The following is a 22,245-nucleotide window of genomic DNA, read 5'->3' as shown; positions in this document are numbered from 1 at the left end:
TTGAACGGGGGAACAACCACAACAGTGCCCCACCCGCCCCGGTCTGCGCAGTACGGCCCGGCTTTTTCCCATGTGACGCTCAACCTGCGGTTCCGGTCCGGGGTACGGAAGTTCGACGCACCGCACACGAGCCGATGCGGACCGTCGATCATCCGTAATGGCGGGGTAAGAAAAAGGGGTTTTCCGGGCCGCCGGCTGTGACCCCCGCCTCATTCGGGGCGGACTGCCCCGATCGGGTTAGAACGGGGCGATACCTTGCGCCCGACTACGGCAAGGGAGTTGGGGTCATATGGCGGGGGAGCGCTCCTGGTGGGGCTGGGGCGCGCCGGAGCGTGCGCTCTCGGACACGGAGTGTGCCGAGCTCGGCGCGCTGCTGCCGGGCCTGCCCGATCGGCCGCTGCCGGTCCCGCGGCTCGCGGACCTGGCGCTGCCCCCGGTGCGGATCCGCCCGCCGGCGGCGCTCGCCGGGACGATGACCGACTCCCCGCGGGAGCGCGCCGGCCACACCTACGGAAAGGCCTACCGGGACGTCGTACGGGCGCTGCGGGGAGATCTCGCGGCGGCCCCCGACCTGGTCGCCCGGCCCCGGGGCGAGGCCGACGTGCGGGACGTCCTGGACTGGGCGGAGCGAAGCGACATCGCCGTCGTCCCCTACGGCGCCGGCAGCTCGGTGGTCGGGGGAGTGGAGTACCGGGGGGACGCCCACCGGGGCGTGGTCTCGCTCGACCTCTCCGTGCTCGACCGGGTGCTGGAGGTGGACCGCACCAGCCGGGCCGCCCGGATCCAGGCCGGCGTCCTCGGCCCGGCCCTGGAGGAGCGGCTGCGCCCGCACGGGCTCACCCTCCGGCACTTCCCGCAGAGCTTCGAGTACTCGACCGTCGGCGGTTGGCTGGCCACCCGCTCCGGGGGGCACTACGCCACGGTCCTGACCCACATCGACGACCTGGTGGAGTCGCTGCGGGTGGTCACCCCGGCCGGCGTGGCGGAGTCGCTGCGGGTACCGGGCTCGGGCGCGGGCCCCTCGCCGGACCGGTTCTTCCTGGGCTCCGAGGGCGCCCTCGGTGTGATCACCGAGGCCTGGCTGCGACTGCAGGACCGGCCCCGCTACAAGGCCTCGGCCTCGGTGCTCTTCGACGGGTTCGCGGCGGGGGCGGAGGCGGTCCGGGCCATCGCCCAGTCCGGGCTGAACCCGGCGAACTGCCGGCTGCTGGACGCCGGGGAGGCGGCGCTCTCCGGGGCCGCGCGGGACGGCCGCAGCGTCCTGGTGCTGGGCGTGGAGTCGGCGCACGGCCCGGTGGACGGGCGGCTCGCCGAGCTGACCGCGCTGGCGGCCGACCACGGGGGGCGACTTCGCGCACCCGCGGGGGCGGACGGCGGCGGCTCCGGCGCCTCGGCCGCGGAGGCCTGGCGCTCGGCCTTCCTCCGGATGCCCTACGTCCGGGACGGGCTGGCCCGGATGAGCGCGATCAGCGAGACCTTCGAGACCGCCTGCACCTGGGACCGGCTCCCGGGCCTGCTGGACGCCGTCCGCACGGAGCTGGCCGCGGCGGTCCGCAAGGCCACCGGCTCCCCGGGGATGATCAACTGCCGCTTCACCCACGTCTATCCGGACGGTCCGGCGCCGTACTTCACGGTGATCGCGGCCGGCCGGCCCGGCGACGAGCTCGCCGTCTGGGACGAGATCAAGGCCGCCGCGATGGAGATCCTCGCGGCGCGCGGGGCCACCGTCACCCACCACCACGCGGTGGGCCGCGACCATCTGCCGGGCTACCGGCGGCAGATCCCGGCCCCCTACGCGCTCGCCCTCCGGGCCGCCAAGCAGGCGCTCGACCCGGAGGGCGTCCTCAACCCGGGGGTGCTGGGCCTCGGTTGAGGGCTCAGCTCAGGCGCTCGATGACCATCGCCATGCCCTGCCCGCCGCCGACGCACATGGTCTCCAGGCCGAACTGCTTGTCGTGCCACTGCAGGGAGTTGATCAGGGTGGTGGTGATCCGGGCGCCGGTCATGCCGAACGGGTGGCCGACGGCGATCGCGCCGCCGTTGACGTTCAGCCGGTCCAGGTCGATGCCGAGGTCCCGGTAGGACGGGATGACCTGGGCCGCGAAGGCCTCGTTGATCTCGACCAGGTCGATGTCGCCGATCGAGAGGCCGGCCCGCTTCAGCGCCTGCTTGCTGGCCTCGACCGGGCCGTAGCCCATGATCTCGGGGGAGAGGCCGGTGACGCCGGTGGAGACGATCCGGGCCAGCGGGGTCAGGCCCAGCTCGCGCGCCTTGGTGTCGGACATGATCACCAGGGCGGCGGCGCCGTCGTTCAGCGGGCAGCAGTTGCCGGCGGTGACCGTGCCGTCCGGGCGGAAGACCGGCTTCAGACCGGAGACGCCCTCCAGGGTGACGCCCGCGCGCGGGCCGTCGTCCTTGCCGACCACCGTGCCGTCCGGCAGCGTCACCGGGGTGATCTCGCGGGCCCAGAAGCCGTCCGCGATGGCCTTCTCGGCGAGGTTCTGCGAGCGGACGCCGAACTCGTCCATCTCCTGGCGGGTGATGCCCTTGAGCTGGGCCAGGTTCTCGGCGGTCTGGCCCATCGCGATGTAGACGTCGGGGACCTGGCCGTCCTGGCGCGGGTCGTGCCAGGCGTCGGCGCCCTCGGCCGAGCGGGCCTGGGTGCGGGCCTCGGCGTCGGCGAAGACCGGGTTGTGGGTGCCGGGCATGCCGTCCGAGGAGCCGTTGACCTGGCGCGAGACGCACTCGACGCCGGCCGAGATGAAGACGTCGCCCTCGCCGGCCTTGATCGCGTGGAGGGCCATCCGGGAGGTCTGCAGCGAGGAGGAGCAGTAGCGGGTGATGGTCGCGCCGGGCAGGTGGTCCATGCCCATCTGGACGGCGATCACCCGGGCCAGGTTGTGGCCCTGCTCGCCGCCGGGGAGGCCGCAGCCGAGCATCAGGTCGTCGATCTGCGTCGGGTCCAGCTCGGGGACCTTGTCCAGGGCGGCCTTGATGATCTGCGCGGAGAGGTCGTCCGGGCGGACGTCCTTCAGCGAGCCCTTGAACGCCCGGCCGATCGGCGAGCGGGCAGCACTGACGATGACGGCTTCGGGCATGGATACCCCTGCTCTCTGAATCGGGACTACGGCCAAGACTGCCAGTGAAGTTACCTTCAGGTAGTGCGGGAGTCACCCGTCTCGTCGTGTGAGCTGCAAGACCTGGACAGTCGGCTCCGGCGCGTGGGCGCGCAGGTCCCCCCGCCCCTAGTCGCAGCCCCTCCCGGTTTCGCAGCCCCTCCCGGTTTCGCAGCCGCTTCGGGGCGCGAGGGGCGAGGACCCGGGGGCGTCGCTCTCCGCCACCGGTTCCGGCGCGGGGCGGGCCCGCCCCCGCGGCGCCTGTCCGACCGCGGTGGCGCCCGCCGGGGCCTCGCCGGGGGCCGGGGTCGGTGCCGGCGCCTCGGGCGCGAGGGTGCTGCCGTGGGAGGCGTGGCGGCGGCCCAGGTGGGCCAGGTTGGGGAACGGCGGAAGGTGCGGCATGGCCGGCTTCGGGAGGGGCGGGAACTCGCGCAGACGCAGCCGGTGCTGGCGGAGGGCCGCCCAGCGCCCCCGCGGACCCGTCTCGGCCCCGCTCACCGCCGTGCCGGAGACCTCCGTACCGCCGTGCGCCGCGGCCTCCGCCGCCGCCTGGGCGACCGGCAGGACGGTCGGCCCGCGCCACACGTCCGGCTCGTCCTCCGGCCACAGCGCCAGCGAGGCGGCGAGCGCCGGCAGCACCGCCATCGCCGCGGTGGCGTACCCCTCCACCGAGGGGTGGTAGCGGTCGCGGGCGAACATCTCCGGCCGTCCCCGGAACTCGGAGCCCAGCAGGTCGCCCAGCGAGACCGTGCGGCCGCCCTGTTCGATCGTCACGATCGTCTGCGCGGCCGCGAGTTGGCGGCTGGCGCGCTGCGCGAGCCAGCGCAGCGGCTGCCACACCGGCTCGATGGTGCCCAGGTCGGGACAGGTGCCGACGATCACCTGGGAGCCGGTGGCGCGCAGCCGGCGCACCGCGTCGGAGAGCCGGCGTACCGAGTCGGACGGGCGGACGGCGTGGGTGATGTCGTTGGCGCCGATGAAGAGCAGTGTGGCGTCCGGCTCAGGGACGCGTTCCAGCAGCTCGGTGACCTGCGCCTCCAGGTCGGCCGAGCGCGCGCCGTTGACGGCGACGTTGACCAGCCGCACCGGGCGCTCGGCGAGGAAGGCGAGCGCGGAGGAGAGGACTGCGCCGGGGGTGTCCTTGGCGTACTCGACGCCGAAGCCGGCCGCGGTGGAGTCGCCGACCACGCAGAGCTTCAGGGGAGCGGGCGGCGTCGCGGCCGGCGCCGCGGGCGGCGCGGCGACCGGCTCGGGGGCAGCCGCCTCAGGGGCAGCCGCCTCGGAGGCTGCCGACACCGGAGCGGTCGGCTGGGCGGCCGCCGGCTGGGCGGTCGCCGGCTGCGGGGCGGCCGGCTCCGGGGCGTGGCCGAAGACGGCGCCGTAGAGGCCGTCCGCGCGCGGCGCCTCGCCGGTCAGCAGGGCCAGCCGCTTCGCGGCGACTCTCGCCTCGGTGAGCAGAAGGCCGGCGACGCCCGCCCCGACCAGTCCGATCCCGCCGCCGCCGTACGCCGCCGCCGCGGCGATCCGCCGGGCCGTTCTCGCCCTCGACATTCGCATGCCCCCTAGCCCGCCAGCTGGTCCGATGGCGTCCTCGGTGTCCTTCGATGACCGTTCGTGTTCGGCCGAGTACCGATATGTCCTTACCCTTCCGCGAGATGCCACTATCACGGGAACCGCGGACGGCCGTTCGGCTGAGTGCGGATAGCGGCCGTACATACTGGGGCCGGCGGGGGCGGCGTACCCGAGCAGTCCCCGCGGCAGCCCTGGAACTCACCGCGGAGGATCCCGTGCGGTACCACGATTCGATCATCGAGCTGGTCGGCGACACGCCCCTGGTACGGCTGGGCCGCGTCACGGAGGGCATCTCCGCGACCGTCCTGGCCAAGGTGGAGTACTTCAACCCGGGCGGCTCGGTGAAGGACCGGATCGCGGTCCGGATGATCGAGGCCGCCGAGAAGTCCGGCGAGCTGAAGCCCGGCGGCGTGATCGTCGAGCCGACCTCGGGCAACACCGGCGTCGGCCTCGCCATCGTGGCCCAGCAGAAGGGCTACCGCTGCATCTTCGTCTGCCCGGACAAGGTCTCCACGGACAAGATCAACGTGCTGCGGGCGTACGGCGCCGAGGTGGTGGTCTGCCCGACCGCGGTCGCGCCGGAGCACCCGGACTCCTACTACAACGTCTCCGACCGGCTGGTCCGGGAGACCCCGCTGGCCTGGAAGCCGGACCAGTACTCCAACCCGGAGAACCCGGCCTCCCACTACCACTCCACCGGCCCGGAGATCTGGCAGCAGACGGACGGCCGGATCACCCACTTCGTGACCGGCGTCGGCACCGGCGGCACCATCTCCGGCACCGGCCGCTACCTCAAGGACGTCTCGGAGGGCCGGGTCCAGGTGATCGGCGCCGACCCGGAGGGCTCCGTCTACTCCGGCGGCAGCGGGCGGCCGTACCTGGTCGAGGGGGTCGGCGAGGACTTCTGGCCGACCGCCTACGACCGCGGGGTGGCGGACCGGATCGTGGCCGTCTCGGACAAGGAGTCCTTCCAGATGACCCGGCGGCTGGCCCGCGAGGAGGGGCTGCTGGTCGGCGGGTCCTGCGGGATGGCGGTCGCCGCCGCGCTGAAGGTGGCGCGCGAGCTGCCGCCGGAGGCCGTGGTCGTCGTCCTCCTGCCGGACTCGGGACGCGGCTACCTCTCCAAGATCTTCAACGACGAGTGGATGGCCGACTACGGCTTTCTGGAGCCCTCGCACGGCGCCGAGGCCAGCGTCCGGGACGTGCTGGCCCGCAAGGACGCCCGGGAGCACGCCGGGATCCCGCAGTTCGTCCACGTCCACCCCAACGAGTCGGTGGGCGAGGCGGTCGAGGTGCTGCGCGAGTACGGCGTCTCGCAGATGCCGGTGGTCGCCCCCGGCGCCGGGCACCCGGACGTGATGGCCGGCGAGGTGATCGGCTCGATCGTGGAGCGCGACCTGCTGGACGCCCTCTTCGAGCACCGGGCCGAGCTGGGCGACTCGCTGGACAAGCACATGTCGCCCCCACTCCCGGTGATCGGCTCCGGCGAGCCGGTGGCCCGGCTGATGACGGTGCTGGGCGGCCGGGACGCGGCGGTCGTCCTCTTCGACGGCAAGCCGGCCGGCATCATCACCCGCCAGGACCTCCTCGCCTTCCTGGCCGAGGGCAGCGGCTGACCCGGATCCCCGGGCTGAGCAGCGGTTATCCGAAACGGCATCAGCTGGTACGCCCACGACACGTATCGGCAGCACGTGGTTAACACGGCCCCGGCATAGTTCTGGTCATCGGCAAGACGCCGGCGAGGCGGTGGCGAAGATCCGGAGCGGCTCCCGGAGCGAACCACCGTCCGGACGCGAGGCCCGGGCCTGACCGGGTGTCCGCGTCCCGTTGGCTGCGAGGACCGCCGTCGTCCCGCCCCTGCGGCCCTGATGGGCCGTCAGGGTGCGGCGGTCCTCGCGGCACGGCCGCGCAGCGCTCAGCGCTCCGCGCTCCGCGTTCCCGGGTGGGGGAACACGGCGGAGATGATGGGGCCGGTCCTACGGGACCGGCCCCATCAGGCTTTGTACGCTCGGACCGTGACCGACGACATGTCAGAGAACGCGGAATACGGGGCCGGCCGCCACTACGTGCGGCTGCAGATCGAGCTCATCGCCGAGATCACCGACCAGGAGGCGCTGGCCCGGGCGGCGGTCGAACGGGTGCGGGACGACGAGACGATGGATCCGGAGGAGCGGGCCGAGGCGCTGCAGGCCGTCGAGCTCGACCCGACCGGGGCCGTCGCCCACTTCGTCGACCCGGTCGAGCTCCTCGGGGACGTTCCCGGGGTCCAACTCGCCCAGGCCGCGTGGGAGACCGAGCGGGTCGAGTACGACCCGGACGACGAGGAGTGGGACCTCCTCGACTTCGCGGAAGCCGACGACGACTACGAGGACGACGACGGCTCCGAGGACGACGCCGAAGAGGGCCGGGGCGAGGGGCGCTGACCGCCACCGGGTGCGCCTCTCTCCACCCGTTTGAGCAGCTCCGCTCGGGCACCTCGGATTGTCTGGTCTTATGTTGATAGCTCCGGATAGACGTGACGACGACGAGAAAGGCGGTCGTGACGGTGACGGAGAATCAGAATCAGAATCAGATGAGCGGCGGACCGGCCGGCGGCGCCGTCGGCAGCAGCGGCGGCAGCGGTGGCGGCAGCGGTGGCGGCAGCAGCGGCAGCGGCGGCGGTCCCGGCTCGGGCACCGGGCCCCGCTGGTCGCGGCGGGCGGTGGTCGGGGGCCTGGCGCTCGCGCCCGCGCTCCTCACCGCCGCCTGCGGCCACTCCAAGCCGCGCCCCGCCGAGATCTCCATATCCCCGGCCGACGGGACCGCCAAGGGCGATCCCAGCCGGCCCGTCACCGTCACCGCGACCAACGGCACGCTGAAGAGCGTCAAGGTCGCCACCGCGGCCGGCGGCAGCGTGGCCGGCCGGTTCAGCCAGGACCGCACCAGCTGGACCTCGACCGGCCGGCTGGCCGCCGGCACCGGCTTCAAGGTCGCCGCGACCGCCGCCGACAGCGCCGGGCGGACCGTCGGCAAGAGCTCCGCCTTCACCACCGGGGCCGTGTTCTTCGGCGAGTTCACCCCGGACCACGGGGCCACCGTCGGCGTCGGCATGCCGGTCTCGATCACCTTCAACACCCCGGTCACCGACCGGGCCGCCGTGCAGCGCGGGATAACCGTCCGGGCCGAGCCCGCCGTCGAGGTGGTCGGCCACTGGTTCGGCGACCAGCGGCTCGACTTCCGCCCCCAGGAGTACTGGAAGCCCGGCACCAAGGTGACCCTCAGCCTCCGCCTCAAGGGCGTCGAGGGGGCCCGGCACACCTACGGGTACCAGCAGAAGGACGTCGTCTTCGGCATCGGCCGCAGCCAGACCAGCGTGGTCGACCTCGCCGCCAAGAGGATCACCGTCACCCGGGACGGCAGAACCACCCAGACCTGGCCGGTCAGCGGCGGCGGACCGGGCCACACCACCTGGGCCGGGAAGATGGTGATCGCCGAGAAGTTCCTCAAGACCCGGATGAACTCGCAGACCGTGAACCTCGGCGGGGAGTACGACATCCCGGACGTGCCGCACGCCCAGCGGCTGACCACCTCGGGGACGTTCATCCACGGCAACTACTGGAGCGGCGAGTCGGTCTTCGGCAGCCAGAACACCAGCCACGGCTGCGTCGGCATGCATGACGTCCAGGGGGCGGGCGACCCGTCCACCCCGGCGGCGAAGTTCTACAACTCGTCGATGGTCGGCGACATCGTCGAGATCATCAACAGCGGCGACCGGACCGTCCAGCCGGACAACGGCCTGAACGGCTGGAACATGTCCTGGGCGGACTGGAAGGCCGGCGCCGCGACCTGACCGGCGGTCAGCGCCGGCGGCGCTTGCGCCCCCGGCTCCAGATCCATCCCGCCGGGGGCTCGTCGGTCCGCCAGGGCTCCTGCTCCGGAGGGTTCCGCTTCCAGCGGGCGCTGAGCATCCGGGCCCGGCCGGACGGCTCGTGCCGCTCCGCGCTCAGCACGAAGACCTCGTCCAGCTCGACGTCGTCCCAGTCCCCGTCCGCGCCTCCGCCCGCGCCTCCGTCCCCGTCCCCGTCCCCGTCTCCGCCGGAGCCGACGGCGTCGGTACGGTCCTCGGGGCTCTCGTCGTTCATGCCACCTGCCTACCCGGTCCGCGGTAGGCCCGCGGTCAAGAAGATCGATTCCGCCGCGCGCCCCACCCGACCGGCCGAGTGCGACGGCCGGTCACCTGAACCAGTATCGGACTCCTCCGTGGTGCGAGCAGGTGCCGCGGAAGTGGGCCGAGAAGCTGTCGGTGCCGTCCGCGCACTGCGCGGTCTCCGAAGGGCTGTCCGGCGTGACCCCGGCGGTCCAGCCGCAGCTGCCCGTGGTGTGGGCGGCGCAGCTGTGCGCCGGCGCGGCGGGCGCGGGCGGCGCGGACCGGTGGGTCGGCGCGGTGGCCGCCCGGTGGGACGCCGGGGCGACCGGCGCGGAACGGGCGGTGTGGCCGGCGTGGGTGGCGGGGGCCGTCGGCACGGCCGTCCGGTGCGGGGCGGGGGCGGGGCTGTTCGAAGCCGCGGCCCCGGCGGTGGTGGCCGCGGGCGTGGGTGCGGCCGTACTCGCCGGGGCCGCCGTGGACGCCGCCCCGGTCGACTGCGCGGCGGGGTGCGCCGCCGGATCGCAGCCGACCCCGAAGGCCACGATCGCGGCGATGGAGACGACGGCCGATATGACTCCCCGACGCATGGCGTCCCTCCCCTGACAAGCACGAGCCATGGATGAGAAGACTGTGCCATAGCGGGGGAAGAGATGTGTATCAATAGTGAAGAAATAGAGAACGAATCAGCTGGGGTCCGGCCCGGCCCCGCCCGGATCGGGGCCGGGCCGCCACCCGGGTCGGCGGTTCAGCGCCGCCGCCGACCCGGGCCCGGGCGGCGCGGGGACCGGACGGCCGGCCGGGATGCCCCTGGACACCGGTCGGCCGTCTCTCCCTCCCCCATCACCCGGCGCCGCCGGTGCGCGGGGCCGGCGCGGAGTGCTCCTCCGCGCTCGGCCACGGGATGTGCAGACCGATGTCGATGTGGCCGTCGAGGCTGCGGTAGAGCAGCAGCGAGCCCGGGTTCGCCCGGCGTTCCGAGGCCGGCTCGCAGTCGCCCTCCGGGCCCGAACCGGGGCGGGGGTGGTCGCGGTGGATCCGCATCCAGACGGGTTCCCGCTCGCCGTCCCGCGGGCCGGGGTAGTCGGTCGCGGCGCAGGTCAGCCCCTCGTCCGCGGAGCGGAGGTGGACCACCACCCGGGCGGCCGTGCTGTGTCCGGTGACGTAGTGCAGCGCCACCCGCAGGGAGTCGCCCAGTCGGCGGGCCACCTCGAACGAGACGCCCAGACCGGTGAGCAGGCCCACGGTCACCGGGCCCAGCGGGTCACCCGAGGTGGTCGCCCGGTCGAGGACGAGCCGCACCTCCAGCCGAGGGGGCCGGAATCCGGTGTGGGGATGCCAACCGGCCACACGCGGAACGGAGTTGATGCTTACGGTGCGGGCCATCGCGAGCCCCCCGGGGACACGTGCAGAGCACGGAAGCAGGTGGCCGGCCGGGCCGTTCGGGCGGTGCCGTGCGGGCGGTGCCGTTCAGGCGGGCCGGGCCATGCGGGCCAGGGGCAAGGGCACCGCTGCCGGCGCTCTCCCGCGCCGGACGGCCCGCCGCCTGCGGACCGTGCTCACCAAGCTAGACATCGGCCGGGAACATCGAAAGTGCTCCGACCCCTCACCGATGCGCATATCGCCTACGCCTGCTGCCGGAGCGCTCGACGGACGTGGACGGCGAACCGAGCGCCCCCCATCGGGGATGGTGAGACGGGGTGGATCGGGGGCGGACCGGGCCGGGAGACGAGGGGACGTGGCGGGGCGGCAGGTTCGGAAGCGCGGGATGATATGCCGCGAACGCGTGTGCCGACGCCGCTTCGCGGTTGATTCACCCGAAGTGGTGGATCCAACGGGGTCCTGGACCCGGCCCCCGCCCCGCGGCCGCGTCCACCCGCCTAGCGTGGGCTTCTGCGCACCGCCGCCCTGGACCCTGGTCGGCTCCGCTTTCCCGACGCCGCCCCACCGGCGGCCGACGCCAGCGCCTGCGGTGATACTCCATGATCCAGAACGACCCCATGCCGCCCGACTCGTCGCCGCTCTACCGTGTCCGCCGCTACCAGGTAGGGGACTTCACCGTCCTGGAGCTGCACGGCGAGATCGACCTCGTGGCCGTGCTCGCCCTGCTGCCGCAGGTGGACGAGGTGACGGCGGCTCCCGAGCCGCGTCTGATCATCGACCTGACCCACGTCGACTTCCTCGACGCGTCCAGCGCGCGCCTCCTCGACCACGCCTGCCGCCGGGTCTGGCAGCGCCGCGGCACGATCCGCCTGGTCCGCCCACCGGGCTTCATCCGCCGGGTGCTGGACCTCACCGGCGTCACCCTCTGCCTCCTCACGGCGGAATCCATGAGCGCGACCGTCCGTGAGGTCCTTCCGCCGGCCGGCAGGCCGTCGGCCGCCTCCTGAGGATCAGCCGCGGCCGGATCGGCCGGTCGGGTCGGCCCTCAGCGGGCCGGGCCCTCCAGCACGTCCCCGCGCCACGCCGCCAGCCGCTCGTCGACCGGGCCGCGGCCGTCCAGCACCTGGGTGGTGAAGGCGGTCCGCTCATGCGCCAGCACCGCGGCCTCCCACACGCACGGCGCGAGGCCGACCCGTCCCGGCCGCAGCTGATCCGCCTCGCCCGCCGGGCCGCTGAAGACCGCGAGGTCGGACATGTACCCCTCGATCCAGGTGTGCACCAGCACATAGTCGCCGTCCCCGCCGGCATGCGCGATCAGCACGGCGAGCCCCAGCGAGCCCCGCAGCCGCGCCGCCGCCAGATGATCCGCCGCGACCCCCACCGCCCGGCGCAGGTACGCGTCCCCGACGTCCCGCCCTGGGGCCTCGATCACGTACACCTTGACCAGGTGCCCGGCGACCAGCCTGCTCCCCGCCGGCCGAACGCCTCGGGCGTGATACCCCACGGCCAGCGCGCCCAGCGCAGCGAGGTCCACAGCCGCCGCCCCCTCCGAACCGGAGCCACCCTCGGTCCCCATCCCCGTCCCCTCACCCATCCGACCGTGATGCGACGGTCTCCCTCACCCGAAGGTCAGCCGTGCGCTCCAGTCCCGCCCCCAGCCGCCCCGCCAGACCGCCAGCCCGGCATGGGTGAAGACGCAGCCGACGCCGACCCCCCAGTCCTCGCCCGCGTCCGCGCCCTCGTAGCGGACCGCTGGATCGGCGAGGGCGCTGTGCAGATCGTCCAGCGGTATCACGGAGAACTCGTCGCTCGCGCCGTCCGGATAGTGCTGGACCTCGATCAGCCCGGCGCGCACGAACGGGACCAGCGGAGCGAGTTGGCGTTCCACCCAGGACGTTCGCCGCTCGTCGTCCAGCCCCTGCGGCAGCTCGTCCCAGATCCCGTACGGACCCGTCAGCATGCCGCTCGCCTCCGCGGCGCAGACCAGCACCTCTTGCTGGGGGACGTCCAGTTCGGCCCAGCCGGGCAGCCCACCCGTGTCCGCGATCGGCAGCGCGTCCTCGTACCAGCGCTCCCTGGCGACCTGGCCGGCGACGAGCCCGTACCGGGGCGGGGGGACCGGCCTCCAGAGCCAGTTGACGGGATCGGCCAGCACCTCTCGAAGAGCGTCCGTTCCCACGGGGGAGCCCCCGGGCGCCTCGACTCGCAGGAACCCGCCCTCGCACAGGCCGAGCGCGGCCTCGGCCATCCGCGGCAGCAGCCGCACCTGCTCCTCCTCGGTGAGGCTGCGGGCGGCCGGGGCGCCCTCGACCCGCTCCCAGCGCAGGGCTATCCCGTAGTGCTGAATCGAGGAGACCAGCGGCGCCTCCGAGAAGGCCCGCCGCAGAAGCGTCTGTTCGGCGATGCTCAGCGCTCCCCAGTCCCGGGAACCGCCCTCCGCCGCCGGTACCGCCGACCCACCCGAGGCTGCCACGCCCGCACCCTATCGAGTCGCCGCCCTGGGGCGGAGTCCCGGCTACGCTCGGGGCGTATGAGTGAGCAGAGTCAGCAGCAGCTCGGTTTCGACACCCTGGCGATTCATGCCGGGAACGGGGCCGACCCCCGGACCGGGGCGGTAGTACCGCCGATCTACCAGGTCTCCACCTACAAGCAGGACGGCGTCGGCGGTCTCCGCGGCGGCTACGAGTACAGCCGGTCCGCCAACCCGACCCGCACCGCGCTGGAGGAGAACCTCGCCGCGCTGGAGGCCGGCCGGCGCGGGCTGGCCTTCGCCTCCGGGCTCGCGGCCGAGGACGCCCTGCTGCGCACCGTCTGCAAGCCGGGCGACCACGTGCTGCTGCCCGGCGACGCGTACGGCGGGACCTTCCGCCTGGTCTCCAAGGTGGTCGCGGGCTGGGGCGTGGAGTGGGACGCCGTCGACATGGCGGACCTGGACGCGGTGCGCGCCTCGATCCGCCCCAACACCCGGGTGCTGTGGGTGGAGACCCCCAGCAACCCGCTGCTCGGCATCGCCGACATCGCCGCCCTCGCCTCCGTGGCACGGGAGTCGGGCGCCCTGCTGGTGGTCGACAACACCTTCGCCAGCCCGTACCTCCAGCAGCCGCTGGTGCTGGGCGCGGACGTGGTCGTCCACTCCACCACCAAGTACATGGGCGGCCACTCGGACGTGGTCGGCGGCGGGCTGGTGGCCGCGGACCCGGAGCTCGGCGAGCGGCTGGCCTTCCACCAGAACGCGATGGGCGCGGTGGCCGGTCCCTTCGACTCCTGGCTGGTGCTGCGCGGGATCAAGACGCTGGGCGTGCGGATGGACCGGCACTGCGCCAACGCCGAGCGGATCGCCCACTATCTGGCCGAGCACCCGAGGGTGACCGCGGTCCACTACCCGGGTCTCCCGGAGCACCCCGGGCACGAGGTCGCCGTCAAGCAGATGCGCGCCTTCGGCGGGATGGTCTCCTTCCGCGTGGCGGGCGGGGAGGAGGCGGCGGTCGCGGTCTGCGACCGGGCGAAGCTGTTCACCCTCGGCGAGTCGCTGGGCGGGGTCGAGTCGCTGATCGAGCACCCGGGCCGGATGACCCATGCCTCGGCGGCGGGTTCTCCGCTGGAGGTGCCGGCCGACCTGGTGCGGCTGTCGGTCGGCATCGAGTCCGTCGACGACCTGCTGGCGGACCTGACCCAGGCCCTGGGGTAGCGGACGCTCCGGCCTGGTAGCGGATGGTCCGGCCTCGCTACGCGCGTGCCGCGGGCTCCTCGTCCGCGGCCTCCGCCTCCTGGCCGGGCTCGTCCCGCCCCGAGCGGTACGCCCGCATCGAGAGGTTGAACTTGGTCAGCAGCTCGGTGAAGGCCGCCCGTTCCTCGTCCGGCCAGTCGGCGAGCATCTGGCGCATCAAGTCGCCGCGGGAGCGCCGGAGTTCGTTCAGCCGGTCGCGGCCGCGCGGGGAGAGGTCGAGCAGCACCGCCCGCCCGTCCGAGGGGTTGGGCACCCGCTCCACCAGGCCGTTCTCCACCAGCGGCGCCACCTGCCGGGTCACCGTGGAGGAGTCCACGCCCATCGACTGGGCGAGCGCCTTGACGCCCATCGGGCCCTCGCCGGACAGCCGGGTGAGCACCAGGAAGGCCGCCCGGTCCATCGAGTTCCGCACCGCGCCGAGGCCGCCGAAGCGCACCTGCTCCACCCGCCGCGCGAAGATCGCGACCTGGTACTGGAGCTGGTCGTACACCGCGTCCGCGTCGGATGCGCCGGACACGCCGGACACGCCGGCTGTGCCGCCGGCGCGGGCACCGAGGGTGGATTCGTTCGTCATCCTGGTCACGATCTGCCGTTCCGTCCGGTTCAACGACTGAGGGTATCGGGGGTTGAGCAGGGTGAGTACCACCTGTGCCCGTTCGGTGCGGGCCGGTCGCGAAGCAATAGGCTGACGCCCATGCAGCACCCCACGCAGCACTCCGCGCGCAACGAGCGGTACGAGTCTCCGGTGACCCTGGACGACATCCGCGGCGCCCACAAGATGCTCTCCGGCGTGGCCCGGTGCAGCCCGATGGAGGGCAGCCGCCATCTCTCCGGCCTGGTCGGCTCCCCGGTCCACCTGAAGTGCGAGAACCTCCAGCGGACGGGGTCGTTCAAGCTGCGCGGGGCGTACGTCAGGATCGCCGGCCTCAACCCCGTCGAGCGGGCCGCCGGCGTGGTCGCCGCGAGCGCCGGCAACCACGCGCAGGGCGTGGCGCTGGCGGCCTCGCTGCTCGGCGTCCGGTCCACCGTCTTCATGCCGGTGCCGGCGCCCCTGCCGAAGGTCGCCGCCACCCGCGACTACGGCGCCGACGTGCGGCTGCACGGGCAGACCGTGGACGAGGCGCTGGCCGCCGCCAAGGAGTACGCGGAGGAGACCGGCGCGGTCTTCATCCACCCGTTCGACCACCCGGACATCGTGGCCGGGCAGGGCACCCTCGGCCTGGAGATCCTGGAGCAGTGCCCGGAGGTGCGGACCATCCTGGTCGGCGTGGGCGGCGGCGGGCTGATCGCCGGCATCAGCGCGGCGGTCAAACCGCTGCGGCCGGACGTGCGGGTGATCGGGGTGCAGGCCGCGGGCGCGGCGGCGTACCCGCCCTCGCTGGCCGCCGGGCATCCGGTGACCCTGGACTCCTTCGCCACCATGGCCGACGGCATCATGGTCGGCCGCCCGGGCGACGTCCCCTTCGGGATCGTGGAGCACCTGGCGGACGGGGTGCGGACGGTCTCCGAGGACGCCCTCTCCCGGGCGCTGCTGGTCTGCCTGGAGCGGGCCAAGATGGTGGTGGAACCGGCGGGGGCGAGCCCGGTGGCCGCCCTCCTGGAGGCCGCCGACCCGGACTCGGAGGAGCCGGGGTTCGACGGCCCGGTGGTGGCCGTCCTCTCCGGCGGGAACATCGACCCGCTGCTGATGCAGCGGGTGCTGCGGCACGGGATGGCCGCGGCCGGCCGGTACCTCTCGCTGCGGCTGCGGCTCACCGACCGCCCGGGCGCGCTGGCCGCGCTGCTGGCGACGCTCTCCGCGACGGACGCGAACGTGGTGGACGTGGCGCACGTGCGGACCGACCCCAAGCTGAACCTGGGCGAGGCGGAGGTCGACCTGCGGCTGGAGTCCAAGGGGCCGGAGCACTGCGAGGCGGTGCTGGCGGCGCTGCGCGAGGCAGGGTACGTGGTGGTCTGACGGCCGGTCAGGGGCGGGAGTAATCGGAGGGCGATTGTCAGTGCCTTCGGGCAAGCTGGCGGAGAGCGAAACCAGGCAGCGGTAGCAGGAACCGTCCGCACTCTCCGAGGAGACCCGATGGCCGGAGCCATCACCGCCGAAGGACTGGTCAAGAACTTCGGCGACGTACGCGCGCTGGACGGGGTGGATCTGGACGTGCCGGAGGGCACCGTCCTCGGGCTGCTCGGACCGAACGGCGCCGGGAAGACCACCACCGTCCGTGTCCTCACCACCCTCCTCCGCCCCGACGAGGGCCGGGCCACGGTGGCCGGCCTCGACGTGCTGAAGAGACCCGACGAGGTCCGCAGACGGATCGGCCTGTCCGGCCAGTCCGCCGCCGTGGACGAGTACCTGACCGGCCGGGAGAACCTCCAGATGGTCGGCGAGCTCTACCAGATGTCGTCCCGTCAGGCGAAGGCCCGGGCGGACCAGCTGCTGGAGTGGTTCAACCTCACCGCGGCCGCCGGCCGGACCGCGAAGACCTACTCCGGCGGCATGCGCCGGCGGCTCGACCTGGCCGCCGCGCTGGTCGTCCGGCCGCCGGTGATCTTCCTGGACGAGCCGACCACCGGCCTCGACCCGCGGAACCGGATCGCCCTCTGGGGCGTCATCGAGGACCTGGTCAAGGAGGGCACCACCCTCCTCCTCACCACCCAGTACCTGGAGGAGGCCGACCGGCTGGCGCACGACATCGCCGTGGTGGACGCCGGCCGGGTGATCGCCCGGGGCACGGCCGACGAGCTCAAGGCGATGATCGGCGGCGAGCGGGTCGAGGTGGTGGTGCACGACCGGACGCTGATCCCGACCGCCGTCGAGGCGCTGACGCCGTTCGCGAAGGGCGAGCCTGCCGTCGAACCGCACACCCGGCGGATCACTTTGCCGGTCAGCGGCGGGGCGCGGGTGCTGGCGGACTGCATCCGGGAGCTGGACGCCCGGCAGATCGTGATCGACGACATCGGGCTGCGCCGGCCGACGCTGGACGACGTCTTCCTCTCCCTCACCGGCCACGTCGCGGAGGAGGCGGAGGCGTCCGCGGATCCGGACGACCCCGACGGCGGGGGCGGCGGGGAGGGCGGGGCGACCGCCGTGCGGGACGGGGACGACGGCGAGAAGGTGCGGGACGTGGAGAACCTTCGGGACGTGGAGGACGTTCGGGAGAGGGGTGCGCGCTGATGTCCGTGATCACCCAGGGGATGGCCCCACCGGTCGGCGGGGCGCGCGGGCCGCTCGGCGCGCTGCGGGACGCGCTGGTGGTCTGCAAGCGGAACCTGCGCCGGATGACCCGGATCCCGGAGATCATGGTCTTCGGGCTGATGCAGCCGGTGATGTTCGTGCTGCTGTTCACCTATGTGATGGGCGGGGCGATCCAGGTGCCCGGTGCCGGGCCGGGGTCGTTCAAGCAGTACCTGATGGCCGGCATCTTCGCCCAGACGGTCACCTTCGCCACCGCCGGCTCCTCGGCCGGGATCGCGGAGGACATGACGAAGGGGCTGGTGGACCGCTTCCGCTCGCTGCCGATGGCCCGCTCCGCAGTGCTGGTCGGCCGGACCTTCGCGGATCTGGTGCAGACCGCGCTGATCCTGGTGGTGCTGGGCTTGGTCGCCTTCGCGATCGGCTGGCGGATCCACAACGGCGCGGCACAGGCGCTGGCCGCCTTCCTGATCCTGCTGCTGCTGGGCTACGCCTTCTCCTGGATCGGCGCGCTGATCGGCCTCTCCGTGCGCAGCCCGGAGGCGGCCACCTCGGGCGGGCTGGTCTGGCTCTTCCCGCTGACCTTCGTCTCGAACGCGTTCGTGCCGGTCTCGACCATGCCGGGCTGGCTGCAACCGGTGGCGGAGTGGAACCCCTTCAGCACCACCGTGCTGGCCTGCCGTCAGCTCTTCGGCAACCCGACCGGCCCGATTCCGGCCGTCTGGCCGATGCAGCACCCGGTCCTCGCCTCGGTCCTGTGGTCCCTGCTGATCCTGGCCGTCTTCGCCACCCTCTCGGTCCGCAAGTACCGCTCCTCGACCGGCTGAGGCGGGCGTGGCGCAGGGCCCGAGCGGCCGCCAAACCCGAGGCGTGCGGGGGACGGGGCGGGTTGCCGCCCGCGGGCCGCGGAGTACCGGGGCCGGAACCGGGCTCAGGACCGGGCGGCCGGGCCGCGGCATGACGCGGCCCGCCAGGGTGGCATGCGCCGGGCCTGGCGGGCCGGGGGTGATCGAGGTGCGCGGGGCCGGGGCCCGGTGGCGGTGGCGCCCCTAGCTCAGGGCGGGGGACTCAGGCCGGGGGCTCAGGGCCGGCGGCGGGCCGGGCGGTGGGGCCGCAGCGCGATGCGGACCGCCAGGGTGGCGTGGGCCGGGGCCGGGTGATCGAGGCAGGGGGCCGGCGGCCGGGTGGCGGTGGCGCCCCTAGCTCAGGGCCGGGGGCTCACGCCGACAGCGGCCCGGGCGCGGCATGACGCGGCCCGCCAGGGTGGCATGCGCCGGGCCTGGCGGGCCGGGTGATCGAGACGAGCGGGGTGAGCGTGGCCGGCGGGGGCGGGTGGGGCGTGGCGCCCCCGGTCGGGTGGTGTTGCGACCGCTCAGCCCTTGTACGGCTTGGCCTCGATGATCTTGACCTTGGCCTTCTTGCCGTTGGGGAGCTCGTAGTGGGTCGTGTCGCCCACCTTGTGGCCGTTGATGCCCTTGCCCAGCGGCGACTGCGGCGAGTAGATCTCGATGTCGTCGTTGGCCACCTCGCGGGAGCCGAGGAGGAACGTCAGGGTGTCGTCCGGGTCGCCGTCGAAGGCGATGGTCACCACCATGCCCGGGCCGACCGTGCCGTTGTCCGCGGCGGCCTCCCCGACCTGCGCCTTCTCCAGCAGCTGGGTGAGCTGGCGGATGCGCAGTTCCTGCTTGCCCTGCTCTTCCTTCGCGGCGTGGTACCCGCCGTTCTCCCGGAGGTCGCCCTCCTCACGAGCCGCCTCGATCTTCTTGGCGATCTCGGTGCGTGCGGGACCCGACAGATACTCCAGCTCGCTCTTGAGCTGGTCGTACGCCTCCTGGGTGAGCCAGGTGACGTTCTCGCTGGTCTGGGTCACAGGTGCTCCTCGTAGGTACGTGGTGGTACTACAAATCAACGCCCGCTTCCGGATGTGCCGCGTCCCGGAAGGGGCGAAACCACGAGCGTAACAATTTCCGCGCTGGAGGGGGAGCGGCTGCCGTCGGCGAGGTCGGGTCGGCGAGGCCCGGCCGGCGGAGCCTGCAACGCGGGGCCCGGCGGCCGCTACTTGCCCGAGCAGCTGACGAGCTGAGCGGCGGTGGCGCGGTGAATGGTGCGAATGGTCACGATGCTGTCGTAGCTGTCGCCCTTGGCCGGAATCGGCACCGTGATCCGGCCCACCTCGGCCTGGTCGGTGTCGAGGGCGCTCAGCGTGCAGGTGCCGGCGGAGCCGCTGGACTTGTCGACGCCCAGGTGCACCTGGACGGCGTGGTCCCCGGTCACCTGGAAGGCGACCACCTCGCCGCTCACCTTCGCGCCCTGCAGATAGCTGACCGCCAGCGCGACCAGCCCGCAGACCGCCAGGATGCCGAGGACCAGCCCGATCCGCTTGAGCTTGCGGTCGGCCGTCGCGTCGCCGCGCGGACCGCCGCCGTACCGGCCGGCCGGCCTGCCCGCCGGGTTCGACGGACCGGGGACCCGAGCCGTAGCGCTCATCGGACTTTCGCCTCCTCCTGGGGCACCGCGGAATTCCCAGTACTCCCAGTCGGTCACTATAGGAGGGCGGAACTACCGATCCGTCCCCGACCCGAACCTCCCGATCGAAGACACGAAGGGCAACCGGCCGTTGAGCGAGCAGTTGCGACTGATGGCGGTGCACGCGCACCCGGACGACGAGTCCAGCAAGGGCGCCGCGACCATGGCGAAGTACGTCGCCGAGGGCGTGGACGTGATGGTCGCCACCTGCACGGGTGGTGAGCGCGGCTCCATTCTCAACCCGAAGCTCCAGGGCGACCCCTGGATCGAGGAGAACATCCACGAGGTGCGGGCCAAGGAGATGGCGGCGGCCCGCGAGATCCTCGGGGTCAAGCAGTCCTGGTTGGGCTTCGTCGACTCCGGGCTGCCGGAGGGGGACCCGCTGCCTCCGCTGCCGGACGGGTGCTTCGCCCTCCAGCCGCTGGAGAAGGCCGCGGAGCCGCTGGTGCGGCTGATCCGCGCGTTCCGTCCGCAGGTGATCACCACGTACGACGAGAACGGCGGGTACCCGCACCCGGACCACATCATGACCCACAAGATCACCATCGCGGCCTGGGAGGCGGCCGGCGATCCGGAGGCGTACCCGGAGGCCGGCGAGCCCTGGCAGCCGCAGAAGCTGTACTACAACCACGGCTTCACGATGGGCCGGATCCGCGCGCTGGACGCGGCGATGAAGGAGCGCGGCCTGGAGTCGCCGTACATGGAGTGGATCGAGCGCTGGGAGAAGGCCGGCCGCGAGGAGCGGCCGATCAGCACCCACATCCCGTGCGCCGACTTCTTCGAGGTGCGGGACCGGGCGCTGATCGCCCACGCGACGCAGATCGACCCGGAGGGGCCGTGGTTCCGGATCCCGATGGAGCTCCAGAAGGAGGTCTGGCCCACCGAGGACTACGAGCTCGCCCGCTCCCTGGTGGACACCTCGCTGCCGGAGGACGACCTGTTCGCGGGCGTCCGCGAGACCGCCGTCGTCGGCTGACGGCCTGTCGACCCGCGGGGTGTCCGACACACCCCGGTAAGTACCGACCCCGGTCCCCTCGCCGTCGCCCGGCGGGGGGACCATGGACAGGTGAACTCCTCCATGCACGCCCTCGCGCTCACCCAGCTCGCCCTGGACGACAACAAGGTCACCCCGGGCATCCTCGGCTTCATCGTGTTCATCGTGCTGGCTTTGGCCTGCTGGTGGCTCTTCAAGAACATGAACCGCCAGTTCCACAAGGTGGACTTCGAGGAGGCGCCGGACCCGAAGGCCACCGTCCCCGCGCCCTCGTCGCCCCCGGCGTCCTCGTCCGGCCCGGCGGCCTCCTCGGCCCCCGCGGCCGAGGAGAAGCGGCAGAAGAAGGCCTGAACCAGCAGGTCGCCGCGGCGGTGGCGGCTTATTGCGAAGGACTTGCAATTACATATGGCTGGCTCCTACCTTGGTCCAGGGGGACGACCCCCCGTCACCGGGCCAGGAGGGGACTGCCATGGGCATGACCAGGATGAGTCGGATCCGCGCGGCGCTGACCCGCCGCGAATGGAGCCGGCTCGGCGGCATGGCGGGGTTCATCGTGCTGCTCCACCTGGTCGGCTGGATCACCCTCCTCGCGATCGTGCAGCCGGCCCACTACAAGGTCGGCACGGCCGCCTTCGGCGCCGGGATGGGCGTCACCGCCTACACCCTGGGAATGCGGCACGCCTTCGACGCGGACCACATCGCGGCGATCGACAACACCACCAGGAAGCTGATGGGGGAGCGGCAGCGCCCGCTGTCGGTCGGCTTCTGGTTCTCGCTCGGCCACTCGTCGGTGGTCTTCGCGCTCTGCCTGCTCCTCTCCTTCGGCGTGCGGGCGCTGGCCGGACAGGTGGAGAACGGGGACTCCACACTGCAGGCCACCACCGGTCTGATCGGCACGCTGGTCTCCGGCGTCTTCCTGATGCTGATCGCGGCGATCAACCTGGGCGTGCTGCGCGGCATCGTGAAGGTCTTCCGGCGGATGCGGTCCGGCGAGTACGACGAGGCCGAGCTGGAGGAGCAGCTCAACAAGCGCGGCTTCATGAACCGGCTGCTCGGCCGGCTCACCAAGGCCGTCACCAAGCCGTGGCACATGTACCCGATCGGGTTCCTCTTCGGGCTCGGCTTCGACACCGCCACCGAGGTCTCGCTGCTCGTCCTGGCCGGCGGCGCCTCCGCGTTCGCCCTGCCCTGGTACGCGATCCTGACCCTGCCGGTGCTCTTCGCGGCCGGGATGTGCCTCCTCGACACCGTCGACGGCTCGTTCATGAACTTCGCCTACGACTGGGCCTTCGCCCGCCCGGTGCGGAAGGTCTACTACAACATCACCATCACCGCGCTCAGCGTCGCGGTGGCAGTGATCATCGGCGGTATCGAGCTGGTCTCCCTCCTCTCCGAGAAGATGAACTGGACCACGGGCGCGGTCGGTTGGATCGGTTCCCTGGACCTCAACAACGTCGGCTTCGTCATCGTCGGCCTCTTCGTCGCCACCTGGGCGGTCGCCCTCCTGATCTGGCGCTACGCCCGCATCGAGGAGAAGTGGACCCCGGCCACCGCCACTGCGGGCCCGTCCACCGCCCCGGCCGCGACCCCGGCGGTGGAGGAGCGGGTCTGACTCTC

General features: G+C 73.0%; 22 protein-coding genes. 12 read left to right on the top strand and 10 right to left on the bottom strand.

Going from position 1 to position 22,245, the window contains the following annotated elements; translation table 11 throughout:
• The first annotated feature begins 289 nt into the window (after nucleotides 1-289).
• Complete coding sequence (locus tag BS73_RS16995) at nucleotides 290-1,873, top strand: FAD-binding oxidoreductase (RefSeq protein WP_037573408.1); 1,584 nt, start codon at nucleotides 290-292, stop codon at nucleotides 1,871-1,873.
• 4 nt (nucleotides 1,874-1,877) lie between these two features.
• On the opposite strand, the gene BS73_RS16990 is transcribed toward BS73_RS16995, so the two are convergent.
• Entirely contained in the window at nucleotides 1,878-3,098 is a 1,221-nt protein-coding gene (locus BS73_RS16990) for an acetyl-CoA C-acetyltransferase (protein ID WP_037573406.1), read from the bottom strand.
• 147 nt (nucleotides 3,099-3,245) lie between these two features.
• Nucleotides 3,246-4,667: an SGNH/GDSL hydrolase family protein gene (locus BS73_RS40715; RefSeq protein WP_063837005.1), complete on the bottom strand. Its 1,422-nt coding sequence runs from the start codon at nucleotides 4,665-4,667 to the stop codon at nucleotides 3,246-3,248.
• Nucleotides 4,668-4,903: 236 nt separating this feature from the next.
• On the opposite strand from BS73_RS40715, the gene BS73_RS16980 reads away from it, so the two are divergent.
• From BS73_RS16980 to BS73_RS16970, 3 genes are all read left to right on the top strand, one after another.
• Nucleotides 4,904-6,304, top strand: coding sequence for a cystathionine beta-synthase (locus BS73_RS16980; RefSeq protein ID WP_037573404.1), 1,401 nt, complete (start codon nucleotides 4,904-4,906; stop codon nucleotides 6,302-6,304).
• A 399-nt stretch (nucleotides 6,305-6,703) separates the two neighbouring features.
• Nucleotides 6,704-7,111 carry a hypothetical protein gene (locus BS73_RS16975; RefSeq protein WP_200886705.1) on the top strand — a complete coding sequence of 136 codons (408 nt, stop codon included), beginning with the start codon at nucleotides 6,704-6,706 and terminating at the stop codon, nucleotides 7,109-7,111.
• A gap of 149 nt (nucleotides 7,112-7,260) precedes the next feature.
• Nucleotides 7,261-8,517, top strand: coding sequence for a L,D-transpeptidase (locus BS73_RS16970; RefSeq protein WP_084704139.1), 1,257 nt, complete (start codon nucleotides 7,261-7,263; stop codon nucleotides 8,515-8,517).
• 7 nt (nucleotides 8,518-8,524) lie between these two features.
• Here BS73_RS16970 and BS73_RS38775 read toward each other — a convergent pair whose 3' ends face one another.
• The 3 genes from BS73_RS38775 to BS73_RS16955 form a co-directional block, all read right to left on the bottom strand.
• Nucleotides 8,525-8,809: an SGM_3592 family protein gene (locus BS73_RS38775; RefSeq protein ID WP_037573403.1), complete on the bottom strand. Its 285-nt coding sequence runs from the start codon at nucleotides 8,807-8,809 to the stop codon at nucleotides 8,525-8,527.
• A gap of 91 nt (nucleotides 8,810-8,900) precedes the next feature.
• Nucleotides 8,901-9,401, bottom strand: coding sequence for a DUF3761 domain-containing protein (locus BS73_RS37445; RefSeq protein ID WP_152617632.1), 501 nt, complete (start codon nucleotides 9,399-9,401; stop codon nucleotides 8,901-8,903).
• Nucleotides 9,402-9,654: 253 nt separating this feature from the next.
• Entirely contained in the window at nucleotides 9,655-10,197 is a 543-nt protein-coding gene (locus BS73_RS16955; protein ID WP_152617631.1) for a hypothetical protein, read from the bottom strand.
• A gap of 596 nt (nucleotides 10,198-10,793) precedes the next feature.
• Between BS73_RS16955 and BS73_RS16950 the strand changes: the two genes are divergently transcribed.
• On the top strand, nucleotides 10,794-11,201 hold the full coding sequence (locus BS73_RS16950; protein ID WP_051940027.1) for an STAS domain-containing protein: 408 nt from the start codon (nucleotides 10,794-10,796) through the stop codon (nucleotides 11,199-11,201).
• Nucleotides 11,202-11,239: 38 nt separating this feature from the next.
• Here the strand turns inward: BS73_RS16950 and BS73_RS16945 are convergent, their stop codons facing one another.
• Entirely contained in the window at nucleotides 11,240-11,770 is a 531-nt protein-coding gene (locus BS73_RS16945; RefSeq protein ID WP_051940026.1) for a hypothetical protein, read from the bottom strand.
• Nucleotides 11,771-11,812: 42 nt separating this feature from the next.
• Nucleotides 11,813-12,667, bottom strand: coding sequence for a hypothetical protein (locus BS73_RS34725; protein ID WP_051940025.1), 855 nt, complete (start codon nucleotides 12,665-12,667; stop codon nucleotides 11,813-11,815).
• A 57-nt stretch (nucleotides 12,668-12,724) separates the two neighbouring features.
• On the opposite strand from BS73_RS34725, the gene BS73_RS16940 reads away from it, so the two are divergent.
• Nucleotides 12,725-13,882 (top strand): cystathionine gamma-synthase, encoded by a 1,158-nt coding sequence (locus tag BS73_RS16940; RefSeq protein ID WP_037579937.1) that lies wholly within the window; start codon nucleotides 12,725-12,727, stop codon nucleotides 13,880-13,882.
• Nucleotides 13,883-13,919: 37 nt separating this feature from the next.
• Here BS73_RS16940 and BS73_RS16935 read toward each other — a convergent pair whose 3' ends face one another.
• Nucleotides 13,920-14,495 carry a MarR family winged helix-turn-helix transcriptional regulator gene (locus tag BS73_RS16935; protein WP_084704136.1) on the bottom strand — a complete coding sequence of 192 codons (576 nt, stop codon included), beginning with the start codon at nucleotides 14,493-14,495 and terminating at the stop codon, nucleotides 13,920-13,922.
• 120 nt (nucleotides 14,496-14,615) lie between these two features.
• Between BS73_RS16935 and ilvA the strand changes: the two genes are divergently transcribed.
• From ilvA to BS73_RS16920, 3 genes are all read left to right on the top strand, one after another.
• Complete coding sequence (gene ilvA / locus BS73_RS16930; RefSeq protein ID WP_037573399.1) at nucleotides 14,616-15,878, top strand: threonine ammonia-lyase; 1,263 nt, start codon at nucleotides 14,616-14,618, stop codon at nucleotides 15,876-15,878.
• Nucleotides 15,879-15,995: 117 nt separating this feature from the next.
• Nucleotides 15,996-17,090: an ATP-binding cassette domain-containing protein gene (locus BS73_RS16925; protein WP_084704135.1), complete on the top strand. Its 1,095-nt coding sequence runs from the start codon at nucleotides 15,996-15,998 to the stop codon at nucleotides 17,088-17,090.
• Nucleotides 17,090-17,935 carry an ABC transporter permease gene (locus BS73_RS16920; protein ID WP_037573397.1) on the top strand — a complete coding sequence of 282 codons (846 nt, stop codon included), beginning with the start codon at nucleotides 17,090-17,092 and terminating at the stop codon, nucleotides 17,933-17,935. The genes BS73_RS16925 and BS73_RS16920 overlap by 1 nt, the downstream gene beginning before the upstream one ends.
• A 545-nt stretch (nucleotides 17,936-18,480) precedes the next feature.
• Here BS73_RS16920 and greA read toward each other — a convergent pair.
• Both greA and BS73_RS16910 read right to left on the bottom strand, forming a co-directional pair.
• Nucleotides 18,481-18,978, bottom strand: coding sequence for a transcription elongation factor GreA (gene greA, locus BS73_RS16915; protein ID WP_037573395.1), 498 nt, complete (start codon nucleotides 18,976-18,978; stop codon nucleotides 18,481-18,483).
• Nucleotides 18,979-19,163: 185 nt separating this feature from the next.
• Nucleotides 19,164-19,595 carry a DUF4307 domain-containing protein gene (locus tag BS73_RS16910; protein ID WP_037573394.1) on the bottom strand — a complete coding sequence of 144 codons (432 nt, stop codon included), beginning with the start codon at nucleotides 19,593-19,595 and terminating at the stop codon, nucleotides 19,164-19,166.
• Between the two features lie 130 nt (nucleotides 19,596-19,725).
• On the opposite strand from BS73_RS16910, the gene mca reads away from it, so the two are divergent.
• The 3 genes from mca to nicT all read left to right on the top strand — a co-directional run bounded on the left by mca (nucleotide 19,726) and on the right by nicT (nucleotide 22,240).
• Nucleotides 19,726-20,610 (top strand): mycothiol conjugate amidase Mca, encoded by an 885-nt coding sequence (mca, locus tag BS73_RS16905; RefSeq protein ID WP_084704134.1) that lies wholly within the window; start codon nucleotides 19,726-19,728, stop codon nucleotides 20,608-20,610.
• Between the two features lie 90 nt (nucleotides 20,611-20,700).
• Nucleotides 20,701-20,979 (top strand): hypothetical protein, encoded by a 279-nt coding sequence (locus BS73_RS16900; RefSeq protein WP_322987272.1) that lies wholly within the window; start codon nucleotides 20,701-20,703, stop codon nucleotides 20,977-20,979.
• Between the two features lie 124 nt (nucleotides 20,980-21,103).
• The gene (gene nicT / locus BS73_RS16895; RefSeq protein ID WP_200886704.1) at nucleotides 21,104-22,240 is read left to right on the top strand and encodes a Nickel transporter NicT; all 1,137 of its coding nucleotides are present in this window, start codon (nucleotides 21,104-21,106) and stop codon (nucleotides 22,238-22,240) included.
• The last annotated feature ends 5 nt before the right edge of the window (nucleotides 22,241-22,245 follow it).

The organism is Phaeacidiphilus oryzae TH49 (assembly GCF_000744815.1).
Lineage (GTDB): Bacteria > Actinomycetota > Actinomycetes > Streptomycetales > Streptomycetaceae > Phaeacidiphilus > Phaeacidiphilus oryzae.
This window is presented reverse-complemented; position numbering and strand designations above follow the sequence as displayed.